The 11,976-nt window shown below is 70.2% G+C and carries 13 protein-coding genes; 8 read left to right on the forward strand and 5 right to left on the reverse strand.

Features of this window, described 5'->3' with window-relative positions; all coding sequences use genetic code 11:
- Nucleotides 1-32 precede the first annotated feature (32 nt).
- Together JW792_RS00930 and dksA are read left to right on the forward strand one after the other, a co-directional pair.
- Nucleotides 33-455, forward strand: a complete 423-nt coding sequence (locus JW792_RS00930) for a flagellar assembly protein FliX (RefSeq protein ID WP_135994519.1) — start codon at nt 33-35, stop codon at nt 453-455.
- Nucleotides 456-614: 159 nt separating this feature from the next.
- Nucleotides 615-1,046, forward strand: coding sequence for an RNA polymerase-binding protein DksA (gene dksA / locus JW792_RS00935; RefSeq protein WP_135994518.1), 432 nt, complete (start codon nt 615-617; stop codon nt 1,044-1,046).
- A 151-nt stretch (nt 1,047-1,197) separates the two neighbouring features.
- On the opposite strand, the gene JW792_RS00940 is transcribed toward dksA, so the two are convergent.
- The 5 genes from JW792_RS00940 to JW792_RS00960 are packed head-to-tail and all read right to left on the reverse strand — an operon-like array spanning nt 1,198 to nt 7,445.
- Nucleotides 1,198-4,539 (reverse strand): tetratricopeptide repeat protein, encoded by a 3,342-nt coding sequence (locus JW792_RS00940; protein WP_135994517.1) that lies wholly within the window; start codon nt 4,537-4,539, stop codon nt 1,198-1,200.
- A complete protein-coding gene (locus tag JW792_RS00945; protein ID WP_135994516.1) occupies nt 4,520-5,236 on the reverse strand; it encodes a MotE family protein in 717 nt (238 codons plus the stop codon). Before JW792_RS00945 ends, JW792_RS00940 begins: the two co-directional genes overlap by 20 nt.
- A gap of 8 nt (nt 5,237-5,244) precedes the next feature.
- Nucleotides 5,245-5,712: a DUF6468 domain-containing protein gene (locus tag JW792_RS00950; protein ID WP_135994515.1), complete on the reverse strand. Its 468-nt coding sequence runs from the start codon at nt 5,710-5,712 to the stop codon at nt 5,245-5,247.
- Nucleotides 5,709-6,863 carry a flagellar motor switch protein FliM gene (fliM, locus tag JW792_RS00955; RefSeq protein ID WP_135994514.1) on the reverse strand — a complete coding sequence of 385 codons (1,155 nt, stop codon included), beginning with the start codon at nt 6,861-6,863 and terminating at the stop codon, nt 5,709-5,711. The genes JW792_RS00950 and fliM overlap by 4 nt, the downstream gene beginning before the upstream one ends.
- 30 nt (nt 6,864-6,893) lie before the next feature.
- Nucleotides 6,894-7,445, reverse strand: a complete 552-nt coding sequence (locus JW792_RS00960; protein ID WP_135994513.1) for a flagellar basal body-associated FliL family protein — start codon at nt 7,443-7,445, stop codon at nt 6,894-6,896.
- 274 nt (nt 7,446-7,719) lie between these two features.
- On the opposite strand from JW792_RS00960, the gene flgF reads away from it, so the two are divergent.
- From flgF to JW792_RS00990, 6 genes are all read left to right on the forward strand, one after another.
- The gene (gene flgF / locus JW792_RS00965; protein ID WP_135994512.1) at nt 7,720-8,454 is read left to right on the forward strand and encodes a flagellar basal-body rod protein FlgF; all 735 of its coding nucleotides are present in this window, start codon (nt 7,720-7,722) and stop codon (nt 8,452-8,454) included.
- Nucleotides 8,455-8,477: 23 nt separating this feature from the next.
- Entirely contained in the window at nt 8,478-9,263 is a 786-nt protein-coding gene (gene flgG / locus JW792_RS00970) for a flagellar basal-body rod protein FlgG (protein ID WP_135994511.1), read from the forward strand.
- Between the two features lie 11 nt (nt 9,264-9,274).
- Nucleotides 9,275-10,204, forward strand: coding sequence for a flagellar basal body P-ring formation chaperone FlgA (flgA, locus tag JW792_RS00975; protein ID WP_135994510.1), 930 nt, complete (start codon nt 9,275-9,277; stop codon nt 10,202-10,204).
- Nucleotides 10,205-10,224: 20 nt separating this feature from the next.
- Nucleotides 10,225-11,019 (forward strand): flagellar basal body L-ring protein FlgH, encoded by a 795-nt coding sequence (gene flgH / locus JW792_RS00980; RefSeq protein WP_135994509.1) that lies wholly within the window; start codon nt 10,225-10,227, stop codon nt 11,017-11,019.
- 73 nt (nt 11,020-11,092) lie between these two features.
- On the forward strand, nt 11,093-11,473 hold the full coding sequence (locus JW792_RS00985) for a hypothetical protein (protein WP_135994508.1): 381 nt from the start codon (nt 11,093-11,095) through the stop codon (nt 11,471-11,473).
- A gap of 161 nt (nt 11,474-11,634) precedes the next feature.
- Nucleotides 11,635-11,970, forward strand: coding sequence for a hypothetical protein (locus JW792_RS00990; RefSeq protein WP_135994507.1), 336 nt, complete (start codon nt 11,635-11,637; stop codon nt 11,968-11,970).
- Nucleotides 11,971-11,976 lie beyond the last annotated feature (6 nt).

An 11,976-nucleotide genomic window follows, 5' to 3' on the forward strand; every position in this document is an offset into this window, starting at 1 on the left:
GGTTTCTAAGAGCGGTGAGGGTCAGCCACGCCATGAAGATCAACGGTCCGCGTCATCTCCAGGGCCCGTCGGGCACCAAGCGCAAGCCGTCCGCGGACGGGCAGGGCTCCGGTTTCGCCCCGCAATCGGCCTCCTCGGCCGCGCCGGCGGCGTCCGGCGCACCGCTCTCGGGCGCGAGCGCTGTCAATTCCGTCGACGCGCTGCTCGCCCTGCAGGCTACCGGCGATTTCCGCCAGGCGAGGAAGCGCGCGACCGAGCGGGCCTTCTCGCTGCTCGACGTGCTCGACGACCTGAAGCTCGCTTTGCTCGAGGGCGGCATCCCGCGCGCCAAGCTCACCGCGCTGATGGACCTGCTGAAGAGCGAGCGCGACGGCGTGGACGATCCGCGCCTGGAAGCCGCGCTCGACGAGGTCGAGCTTCGCGCGGCTGTGGAACTGGCCAAGTACCACGCCTGACGCGGCCGTGAGCACTGTTGATAAGATGTGGAAAACACGAGGTTTTCACACGCTCGTCATAGTACCGTTCGCACAGCTCTGTTCGATTGACTATCACCGTTCGGCTGATATTTTGCGCCCCGCTCGGGCCAGGGGGAGCGTGAGGGAGGAGCATCGCAGATGAGCGTCACCGAATCGCACATCGAACTTCCCAAGGACTATCGTCCCAGCGAGGACGAGGAGTTCATGAACGAGCGCCAGAAGGAGTATTTCCGGCGCAAGCTGCTTGCCTGGCGCGACGAGATCATCCGCGAGAGCCGCTCGACCCTGTCCAACCTGCAGGAGGATCTCGGGGCGCTGCCCGATCTTGCCGACCGGGCCTCCACCGAGACCGACCGCGCGCTGGAACTGCGCGCCCGCGACCGCCAGAGGAAGCTCATCTCCAAGATCGACGCGGCCCTGCGCCGCATCGAGACCGACGAGTACGGCTATTGCGAGGAGACCGGCGAACCGATCTCGCTCGCCCGCCTGGAAGCGCGCCCCGTCGCCACCCTGTCCATCGAGGCCCAGGAGCGCCACGAGAAATCGGAACGCGTCCACCGCGACGATTGAGGGCGTCTGGGTTTCCCCCGGAAATGATTTCCGCCTCCGCCTGCCCGGACGCGAAGCGATCCGGGTCCCGCGGATCGTGGAATATGCTTGCTTCGGCGGCTCCGGCCCCCGATCGGATCGGCGCCGGCGGAAAGACCGGTCCGGAGACGTTCTAGCTCGCCCCCGGCTCGAGCTCGCCGTCCTGAAATCTCCGCTCGAATCCGGCCAGGAAGCTGTCGACGCCTTCGATCGCGCCCAGATCGGAGACGAGGTCGACCAGGCGCGCGTCCCCGGCGCTGCCGACATCGTTGGTCACGACGGAGAAGGCCGAGGCGAAGCGGGTGCCGGACATGGCGCCGGCATACCGCGCCTCGAGGCGCGCGACCGAGGCGGTGTCCCCGGCCAGCGCATAGGCGATCGCGGCGCGCAGGATGTCGTGGGCCTCGTCGGGCCCGAGCGGGGCGGGGTCGCGCCAGCGCTCGGCGCGCACCGCCTCCAGGCGCCGGCCCGCACTCGCCCAGTCGCGCAGATTCCAGGCGATGTCCGCGCGCAGGATCGCGGCCTCCGGCGAGGTTTCGCCGGCGATGAGCTCGACGGCGTGCTCGTGCCGGCCGAGTTCGGCCATCGCGCGGGCCTCCAGAAGGCGGCGCGCCTCCACCGTGGTGGCGGGTAGCCCGGCAACGCGGGTGGACTGGATCGTGCGCAGCGCGTCCTCGGGCCGGTCCGCGGTCAGGTAGATGCGCGCGAGATCGACGGCGATCTGCGCCTTGGCGAAGCCGGTGATGTTCTGGCGTTCCTCGATCTGGTGGGCGAGCAGGGCTGCGGCCTGGTCGAGGAGGTCGACCGCTTCGAGCCGGCCGGCGATGCGGCGCACCAGCCGGTCGCCCTCCTCCCCCTGCGGGGTAAGCGACTGGTACTCGTACCACAGCGCCAGCGCATCGAGCGGGTCGAGCCGGTCGGCCTCGTCCTCCAGGTAGAGCCGGCGGAACAGCCGGTCCATGTCCTCGCCCATGGCGCGCGCGAGCCGGGTCTCGGGATGGCGCGTGCGCGCGGTCTGCCAGACGCCGAGCGCATCGCGATAGCGCCCGGCGCGCGCATAGAGCTCGCCGAGCAGGCGGGCGGTCTGGATCTCGGTGCGGTCGCCGCGCCAGCGATAGCGCAGCGCCTCCAGCGCCTCTGCGCCCTCGGTCGGCGTGATGCGCCCCTCGGCGATCTCCAGGCGAGTCTTCTCCAGCAAGGCCGGGGCCTGGATCGGGACCCAGGGCGACTCGCCCAGTGCCTCGAACCGCTCGATCGCCTCGGTCGTGTCCCCCGTCGCGGCCGCGAGCTTGGCTCGGGCGAATGCGAGTTCGGCGACGGCCTGCGGATCGGCGATATCGCTCTGCGCGCGCATCAGCAGGGTCTGGGCTGCGCCCACGTCGTTGGTTTCCACCGCGGCGCGCACCTGCGCGGCGTGGACCCGCGCCTGCCAGAGCGGGGACAGGAAGAACAGCGTGTCCGCGCCGGCCTCGAAATGGCGCCGCGCATCGCTCCAGCGTCCCTCGCGCGCCGCGATCAGGCCGAGCCAGGGCTGGACGGCCGGGTCGGCTTCCATCTGCGCGCCCGAGAAATAGTCCTCGGCCGCATCGGTTCGCCCCAGCATGTAGCTCGCCGCGCCGCGCAGCGCGCGTATTTCGGGCGTGTCGGCCAGGGCCGGGCGCTCCTCGACGATGAGATCGGCGAGCCCCAGCGTCTCCGGGGCGAGTTCCCAGGACAGGTAGAAGCGCGCGAGCGCCAGCAGGGCATCCGGCTCGAAGCTCGAGGCCCTTCGCTCCAGCGCGCGCCGGCTGGAGCGGAAATCGCCATCGCCCCGCCAGCCCGCGAAATCGAGGAAGGCCGGGGATTCCGGCCGGGCGAGGCGCATCCCGGCCGAAGGGTCGCCGTTGCGCGACAGGGCGAGCCCGCCGGGGCGGGAAAGATCCGCGCCGCCGGTCGACAGGGAGAGCGCGAGATCGTCGGCGAGGGGCTGTATGGCGACCCCGTGAACGGAGGGCAGGAACACGGCCTCGACGAGGCGGCGCTCGGTGATGACGCCCTGGTTCTCACCGTCGGCGGTGATGATCTCCAGCGTGTCCCCGATCACCGGGTCGTGCAGCGCGCGCACGCTCCTCGCGCCCTCCAGCGCGATGTGGATGCGTGCCGGCGCGCCGAGCCGGGTCTCGCGCGACAGGCGCACGGCACGGGGCGGCTCGTCGAGCATTTCCATGAAGCGCAGCGTCCAGGTGCTGCCGGCCGCGTCGAGATCGGCGAGCGTCGAGGCCGGCGCCTCGAAGCGGATGGCCGCGTAGTCGGGGCCCCGATATGCCTCGTAGCCCGTCACCAGGCGCCGGTTCGCGGTGGCGAGTTCGGACAGGTCGAGCTCCGCGCTCGCGTCGAAGACCAGCCACAGCGCGTCGGCGCGCCGGAACAGCGCCGCGCCGGGAAGGTGGGCCCAGGCGAAGCTGAGCGTGAGATCGCTGCCGCCCGGGCGCACGGTCGCGCGCACGATGCCGTTCTCGGGGACCGGATCGGGACGGACCGTTTCGGCGCTCGCCGGCGCGTCGCCGGCGAGCGGCTCGTCCGGACCGGGGCCGGCCTGCGCCGCCGCCTGGCGGTCCGGCGCCCCGGCAGTGTCGGGCTGCGCCTCGGCATAGGCCGCGAGCGCGGCGAGGAGATCGGTAGGCGCGGCGCTCGCCGGGTCGATGACGTCGAACACGACGCGGCCCTGTTCCGACCAGGCGCGCGCCTGCGCCCCGGGCGCGAGATCGAAGACGAGGGTGAAGGCGCGCGCATCGCTCTCGTCGCGCACGGCCTCGATGAGGCGGGGCGGCGCACCCAGCAGGCTGCGCAGATCGGCCTCGCCGGCGCGCTCGAAGGAGAGCCGGGCGGTCTGTCCGTCCTGATCGAGCGTGTAGGCCACGGCCTGCGGCCAGACGAACTCGATGCGGGTGTATTCGCTCGCCTCGCCGGAGCGGATCTCGACCGGCAGGGCCGGTTCGGGCCGGGCCGCGGCTTCAGCGGCCTCGGCGGCGCGCCGGGCGCGCTCGGCCTCCTCCGCGCGCCGGGCGCGCTCCCAGGGGGAGACGATGTCGGGCAGGGGCTCGGCGCCAGGGCCCAGCAGATCGATGGCGATCACGTTGTGGGACACCGAGACGCGCGGGCTCACCTCGGCGTTGAGCGCCAGGCGCAGCGTGCGTCCGTCGGGATCGAGCCTTGCCCGCGCGATCAGGTTCGGCGCGGCGTCCACCAGGACCGCCGGGTCGGCGGCGATGGCCTCCGACAGCGTCGCCACGAGCACCGCCCCGCCCAGGATCTCCGCCTGCGCGGAGAGATCGCCGCCCTCGCTCTCGGGATAGGTCAGCTGCAGGCGGGTGACCGCGCCGATGCGTTCCACCGCGAGGCCGGCCTCGACCTGTGCGGCGGCGGAACCGGCCGCGATCGCGGCCAGCGCGGCGCCCAGCAGGAGGGCGCGGCGGTCAGTGCGCCGCGGCGTCAAACCCGGCCTCCAGTTCGGCGACGGTCTGCGGCGGCATCGCCTGCGCGCGCAGTCGCGAGGTCAGCCGTGCGGCGAAGGCCGGATCGATCTCCGCCATCTCGCCCATGATCGCCGCGAAATTGCGCCCGAAGGAGTTCTGAAGCTCGCGCGAGACCATGAGCAGCGTATCGGGATCCATCTCGTCCAGGCTGATCAGGATGCGCGCGGCGGCCTCCGGTTCCAGGCTGCGATAGGTGGCCACCAGCGAGTTGACCTCATCCTGGCGCTCGGTCTCGAGCTGGCCGAGCAGGGCCTCGACCTCGCCGCGAAGGGTTTCAAGCCGCGCGATGCGCTCCTCGACACGCTGTTCGGCGACCTCGATCAGCCCTTCGCGGGTGTCGAGCTCGGCCTCGCGGGCATCGAGCGCGCGGCGCCGCTCGGCGAGCGCGGTCAGCAGCTGGGCGTGGCTCGCGGTCTCCGGTTCGGCAAGCCCGCCGGCGGACTGCGAGGGCATCGGCGTCACCGTCTCGGGAACCGGTTCGCTCGCGGCCGGCGTCTCGGCGTCCCCGGTTCCGGCCTCCTGGCCGGCGGCGATCTCGCGCGCCTCGGCGCGGGACTCGAAGAACAGCGAGGCGCCGTCCGCGAAGGCCAGCGCCTTCAGCGCGAACAGCGCGCCGGCGAGCAGGGCGATGAGGGCGAGCGGCCGGACGGCGGACATGGCGGCTCCTAGCGCAGCGTCTTGAGGGCTTCGAGCAGGCGTCCGGGCTTGCCGCCATTCATCTCGCCGCCCGTCTCGCGCGCGCCGCCGTCACGCGCGCGCGCCGGCTCGGGCGCGCTCTCGCGGCGGGGGCGGGCGATCTCGCCGGAAGGCTCGCGCCGGCGCGGGGCCGCGGCCAGACGCTCCGCACGCGCCTCGCCGGCACCGGACAGGATGCGCAGCTCGTCGGCGAGGCGCCGCGCCTCCTCGACGCGCGTCTTGAGCTCGCCGCCGCTCTCCTTCGAGGCGCGGTCGAGCGCGGCCAGGCTCGCGCGCGCCCGGTCGACGGCGTCGTTGAGCGCGCCGATCGTGGCCTTCAGCCCGTCCTGGCCCTCGCGCAGCGCCTTCAGCCGCCGGTCGACGCGCCAGCACATGATGCCGGCCCCCAGCATCAGCAGGGCGACGAGGCCTTCGAAGATCAGGACATAGGCGCTCATGCGAACCTCATCAGCTGGCGGCGGGCCCGCGGCGTGAGCGGGGCGTCGAGGCGAATGCCGACATTGTGGTTGATGCGCCCCATGCGTCCGTGGGTGAGCGGAATCGCGCCGCAGCGCAACTCCACGCTCCCGTCCGGCGGGGTGTCGAGGAGGAGGGTGTCGCCGACCTTGAGCTTCATCACCTCGCCGAGCGGCTTCTGCAGCTCGTCGAGCACGGCGGACACCTCCATCTTGGTCGACCACAGCTCGGTGGCCAGGTGGCTTTCCCAGATGTTGTCGCGGCCGAACTTCTCGCCCATGAACTGCTGCAGCAGCATCTTCCGGATCGGTTCCAGCGTGGCGTAAGGCAGCAGGAGCTCGATGCGCCCGCCGCGGTCCTCCATGTCGATGCGCAGCTTGACCAGGATCGCCGCATTGGCCGGCCGGGCGATGGCGGCGAAGCGCGGATTGGTCTCGATGCGGTCGAGGGAGAAATCCACCTCGGTCAGCGGCGCGAAGGCCTGCTTGGCGTCGGCCAGGATGACCTCGATCATGCGCTGGACCAGCGTGCGCTCGATCGTGGTGTAGGGCCGGCCCTCGATGCGCATCGCGCTGGTGCCGCGCCGCCCGCCGAGCAGCACGTCGACGATCGAGTAGATCAGGTTGGAGTCCACCGTCAGCAGGCCGTAATTGTCGAGCTGCTGGGCGCGGAACACCGCCAGGATCGCGGGCAGCGGGATCGAGTTCAGGTAATCGCCGAAGCGGATCGAGGAGATGTTGTCGAGGCTGACCTCCACGTTGTCGGAGGTGAAGTTGCGAAGGCTGGTCGTCATCAGCCGCACCAGGCGGTCGAAGACGATCTCCAGCATCGGCAGGCGCTCGTAGGAGACGAGCGCGGAATTGATGATCGCCCGGATGCCCGAGCGCGATTCGTCGTCGTCGTCGGAGACCGAGAAGCCGAGGAGGGAGTCGATCTCCTCCTGGTTGAGGATGCGCTCCGCGCCGCCCCCGCCCTGGGGCGCGAGCACTTCCTCGCCGCCGCCGACCATCGCCTCCCATTCCGAGGCGAGTTCGTCGTCGCTGCCGCCGGCGGCATCGAAATCGGGCTGCTCGGCGGCCGCGGCCGCTTCCCATTCGGCGGCAAGCGCATCCTGGTCGATTTCGTCACTCATGAAAGAAGGGCCTCGATACGGTTTGCTAGGCTAGTTGACCACGAGTTCGCGGATCAGCACGTCGTCGATCTGCGCCGGCGCGATCTCCAGATTGACCCGGCGCAGCAGCTCCAGACGCAGGCGGTAATAGGCGCTCGATCCGGCGAGATCCTCGGTGCGCAGTTCGCGCACGAAGCCGGTGAAGGAGCTGAAGATCTCCTCCGAGCGGGCCTCCAGCACGGCGTGCAGGGCCGGGTCGGAATAGACGAAATAGACATTCAGCATCAGCACGTCGCTGGTGCCGGACTCGTGGTTGATGTTGACCACCATCGGTTCTTCGAAGGTGTATTTGTGCTCGGCCGCGGCGGCCGCGAGCGCCTGCTCGGCCGGCGTGGCCGAATCTGGTCCGCCGTGCCCCTCGGCCGCGGCGACATGGGTGTCGTCCTTGCCGCCGAACAGGAAGAGCGCGCCGGCCACCCCGCCCAGCACCAGGATGAGGGCGGGAAGGCCGATGAACAGGGCGAGCTTGACGAGGCCGGGCTTCTTCTTCGCCTGGTTCTCGCCCTCGCCGTCTTCGTTCTCGATGTCCGTATCGTCCGCCATGGTCCGGCTCCGGCTGTCAAAACGGCTGCTTCGTTAAGGATTAAGCCAAGCCCCGGTTAACGATCCGTTTGGACTGTTGCCGCAGGCGGCAGATTTTTCCCACCCGCTGCAGTCCGCTTTCAAAACCTGCCGGGCAGGCGGTGCCCGTCATCTCTGGCAAGCCATTGATAGATATACTGATTAACCATGGCACGGGGCTTGCGGGAGGAGGGAGCACAATATCCGCCCGAATGGCGGAAACGGTGCACGAAGCGGCCAGAAGGGACGACGCGCCATGGACAATGCGATGATGATCGGGCTCGCCCGCCAGCAGACGCTGCGCCAGGCGATGGATATCTCCGCCAACAATATCGCCAATACCTCCACCACCGGCTTCAAGGCCGAGCAGGTCCTGCTGGAGACCGACGCGGCGACCCGCGCGCGTCATTCCGACGGCCCGGGCCGGCTCGCCTTCGTCGACGAGTGGGGTGTGGGCCGCGATTTCAGCCAGGGCGCGCTGCAGGGCACCGGCCGCCCGCTCGACCTCGCCATCGAGGGCGAGGGGTTCTTCGCCCTCGAGACCGAGGCCGGCGAACGCTTCACCCGCGACGGGCGCTTCACGCTCAGCGCGGAAGGCGAGATCGTCGCCGCGGACGGGGCGCGCCTGCTCGACGAGGGGGGCTTCCCGATCCGCCTCGCTCCGGAAGGCGGGGAGATCGAGGTGCGCGCCAATGGCGAGGTGATGCAGGACGGTGTGCCGGTGGCGCGCCTGGCGCTCACCCGTTTCGAGGCGCCGGGCCAGCTCTCCAAGACCGGCGACAACCGCTATTCCGCACCCGAGGACGCAGCGCGCGAGACCGTGCTCGATCCGGTCGTACGCCAGGGCTTCATCGAGGCCTCCAACGTGCGCCCGGTCATGGAACTGACGCGCATGATGGAAATCTCGCGCACCTACGCCTCGGTCACCCGGATGATCAACCAGACCGACGAACTCGGCCGCAAGGCGCTCGAGCGCCTCGGCCGCCCGTAACAGAGTAGAAGAGGAACGCCGCCATGCGCGCCCTGTCCACCGCCGCCACGGGCATGGAAGCCCAGCAGCTCAATGTCGAGGTGATCGCCCACAACCTGGCGAACATGAACACCACGGCGTTCAAGCGCCAGCGGGCCGAATTCCAGGACCTGCTGTATCAGAACATCCAGCAGGTCGGCACGCAGTCCTCCGATTCGGGCACGATCGTTCCGACCGGTGTCCAGGTCGGCCTCGGGGTGCAGACCGGCTCGGTCTACCGCATCACCGAACAGGGCAGTCTCACCCAGACGGCCAACCCGTTCGACGTCGCGATCAGCGGGCGCGGCTACTTCCGCATCCAGCTGCCCAATGGCGGGGACGCCTATACCCGGGCCGGCAATTTCTCGAAGAACGACCAGGGCCTGCTGGTCACGGCCGAGGGCTACCAGGTCGCGCCGGGCATCACGATCCCCGAAGAGGCGCGCACCGTGGACATCAACCCGCAGGGCCAGATCTCGATCACGCTGGACGGCGACCCCGAGCCGCAGATCGTCGGCCAGCTGGAACTCGCCGTCTTCCCGAACGAGGCCGGGCTCGAGGCCCAGGGCGACAATCTCTATCTCGAAACCGGGGCCTCCGGCGCGGCCAATGTCGGCATCGCCGGCCAGCCGGGCTTCGGCACGATCCGCCAGGGCTTCGTGGAGACCTCGAACGTCGATGCCGTCACCGAGGTGACCGCGCTCATCCAGGCCCAGCGCGCCTACGAGATGAACGCGCGCGTGATCACCGCGGCCGACGAGATGCTCGCCACTTCCTCCAACCTGCGCTGAGGACCTGATCCATGGCCCGTCATCTGCTCACCAGCCTCTTCCTCGCCGCGGCGATCGCCGCGCCCGCGCTCGGGCAGGAGGCGCGCACGGTCGTGCTGCGCGAGCATCCGGCGAGCGCGGATCACATCATCACGCTCGCCGACCTGTTCGAGGGCATCGACGACGAGACGCAGATCGCCCGGGCCCCGGAGCCGGGCCAGACGCTTTCGCTCGATCCCGACTTCGTGCGCCGCGAGGCGGCCCGGGCGGGCTTTCGCTGGGCCAATGCCGGCGGGCTGCAGCGCGTCTCCGTGACGCGCGAGAGCCGCGCGATACCCGCGAGCGAGGTCACCGCGCTCCTGGAGGAGGCGCTCTATTTCGACACCGGGCGCAGCCACGAAGTCGTGCTGTCCAACCGCGCTCTGACCCTGCACGCGCCGCTGGATTCGGCCGGCGCGCCCGAGATCGTCAGCTTCGAGACCGATGCCGGCGCCGGCCTGTTCCGGGCGCAGATCGCCCCCTGGCCCGGCGGGGAGCCGGTGCTCGTCACCGGCCGGGCCCAGAGCGTGGTCGAGGTGCCGGTGCTCGCCCGCCCGATGGCGCGCGGGGAGGTGATCTCCGCGTCCGACATCGACTGGCTGCGCCTGCCCGCGAACCGGGTGCGCGCCGACGCCATTCTCGACGCGGACTCGCTCGTCGGCCAGGAGGCGCGGCGCGCGCTGCGCGCCGGCGAAGCCCTGCGCGGCTACGATCTTGCAGCCCCGACCCTGATCGCGCGCGGCGAGACGATCGATCTCGTCTACCAGGTCGGCGCGCTGACGCTGACCGCCCGGGCCCGGGCGCTCGAAGACGTCGGCGAGGGCCAGCGCGCACGCTTCGTCAATCTGCAATCGAACCGCACGGTCGAGGCGTTCGCCTTCGCGCCCGGCCGCGCCCGCGTCGGCTACGACACCGCGTCCTGATGCTCCGGAGAGCCTGTCCCATGCGTAACGTCCTCACCCGCTTCGCCGCCGGCCTGCTCGGCGCCTCGATGCTGACCGCCTGCGCGGCGACCGACCGGCTCTCCTATGTCGGCCAGACCCCGCCGCTCTCCCCGATGGAGAACGTCGCGGGCATGAGCGAGCAGACCGCCGCCGCGATCTACGGTCGCTCGGGCGAGCAGGACCGCTATCTCGCCCAGCTTCGCGCCGCGGCCGCCACGCACGACCGGCAGGCCAATCCCGGCTCGCTCTGGCGCGGCAATGCGAGGAGCTTCTTCGGCGATCCGCGCGCGACGAGCGTGGGCGACATCCTCACCGTCAACATCGACATCTCCGACCGCGCCCAGGTCTCCAACCAGACCGCGCGCTCGCGCACCAGCGACAACGACGCGAACCTGACGAACTTCTTCGGCGGGGAGGCCGCGCTCGACCAGTTCTTCAACGACGCGGTCGACCCCGCCTCGCTGGCGAGCTTCGGCTCGACCACCTCGACGGAAGGAGCGGGCAGCGTGAACCGCTCGGAGACCATCCGCCTGACCGCCGCCGCGATCGTCGTCGACGTGTTGTGGAACGGGAACATGGTCGTGCACGGCCGCCAGGAGGTGCGCATCAACAACGAGGTGCGCGAGCTCCTGATCTCGGGCATCGTGCGGCCCCAGGACATCGAGCCGGACAACACGATCGACCATACCAAGATCGCCGAGGCGCGCGTGTCCTATGGCGGACGCGGCCACATCTCCGACATGCAGCGCCCGCCGATCGGCCAGGAGCTGTACAACCTGCTCTGGCCTTTCTAGGTCCGGGCCCCATGTCCTGAAGGAATGGCCGGGCCGCGCCGCGCGGCCCGGCTTCCTTTCCTGGGATTGCGCCATGACCGACCTCAGACTGGAACGCTTCGAACTGGAAGGCGCGAACGTGTTCTGCGCCCGGCTGCTCGGCGTGAACCGCTTCGCGCAGAGCCGCGAGAACGCCGCCGCCCTGGCCGAGCGCCTCGTGCGCGAGCAGCGCGACGGGCTGATCCTGGACTACCGCGCCTGCACGCTCGACCACACGATCGAGCAGTTCGCCGAGATCGCGGAGATCTTCATCGCGCGGGTGCCGAAGACCTGCCGCATCGCCTATGTCTACGGGCCGGACAACATGATGCACGCTCTCGTCATGACCAAGCGGCTGAAGGCGGCCGGCTATCCCGCCGCCGCGTTCGCCGACTGGGAGGGAGCGGAGGGTTTCGCCCGCAAAACCGGACGTTAACCACGCTTCGCAACCGAATCTCCACCCTCGCCCTCTAGGGTTGCTCAATAACGATAAGAAGGTGGGGTGCCGTGAGGGATAACCGGTTCAGCTATACGACGCGGGTTATAGACCCGGGCGATATCCTCTATCTCAGGCTCAGCGGGATGGACACGCCCGCGATGAGCCGCGACACGGCCTCGAGGATCGCGCGCGAGGTGCGCTGCGGCCGCTTCCGCGGCCTCGTCGCCGATTACCGGCCTGTCCGCTTTCTCCACAACGAGACCCAGTTCGACCATCTCTCCGGAAAGTTCGCGCATATCCTGCCGCAAGACCTCGTCATGGCCTGCGTTTACGGCCGGCCGCAGAAGGCCCACGCTATCATGATGGTGCGCTCGCTGCAGGCCAGCGGCATGCTCGCCGGCGCGTTTCGCGACCACCACGACGCGCTGTCCTGGGTCCGCGACACGCTGACCTTCCGCGATGTGAGTGCGCCGGCGCTGAAGAAGACGGCCTAGACCGGT

Origin of the sequence: Marinicauda algicola (genome assembly GCF_017161425.1) — a bacterium.
GTDB classification, from domain to species: Bacteria; Pseudomonadota; Alphaproteobacteria; order Caulobacterales; family Maricaulaceae; genus Marinicauda; species Marinicauda algicola.

Coding starts and splice junctions, on each gene's coding strand:
- JW792_RS00930 (WP_135994519.1), top strand. CDS start 33: ATGAAGATCAACGGTCCGCGTCATCTCCAGGGCCCGTCGGGCACCAAG.
- dksA (WP_135994518.1), top strand. CDS start 615: ATGAGCGTCACCGAATCGCACATCGAACTTCCCAAGGACTATCGTCCC.
- JW792_RS00945 (WP_135994516.1), bottom strand. CDS start 5,236: ATGTCCGCCGTCCGGCCGCTCGCCCTCATCGCCCTGCTCGCCGGCGCG.
- JW792_RS00950 (WP_135994515.1), bottom strand. CDS start 5,712: ATGAGCGCCTATGTCCTGATCTTCGAAGGCCTCGTCGCCCTGCTGATG.
- fliM (WP_135994514.1), bottom strand. CDS start 6,863: ATGAGTGACGAAATCGACCAGGATGCGCTTGCCGCCGAATGGGAAGCG.
- JW792_RS00960 (WP_135994513.1), bottom strand. CDS start 7,445: ATGGCGGACGATACGGACATCGAGAACGAAGACGGCGAGGGCGAGAAC.
- flgF (WP_135994512.1), top strand. CDS start 7,720: ATGGACAATGCGATGATGATCGGGCTCGCCCGCCAGCAGACGCTGCGC.
- flgG (WP_135994511.1), top strand. CDS start 8,478: ATGCGCGCCCTGTCCACCGCCGCCACGGGCATGGAAGCCCAGCAGCTC.
- flgA (WP_135994510.1), top strand. CDS start 9,275: ATGGCCCGTCATCTGCTCACCAGCCTCTTCCTCGCCGCGGCGATCGCC.
- flgH (WP_135994509.1), top strand. CDS start 10,225: ATGCGTAACGTCCTCACCCGCTTCGCCGCCGGCCTGCTCGGCGCCTCG.
- JW792_RS00985 (WP_135994508.1), top strand. CDS start 11,093: ATGACCGACCTCAGACTGGAACGCTTCGAACTGGAAGGCGCGAACGTG.
- JW792_RS00990 (WP_135994507.1), top strand. CDS start 11,635: ATGAGCCGCGACACGGCCTCGAGGATCGCGCGCGAGGTGCGCTGCGGC.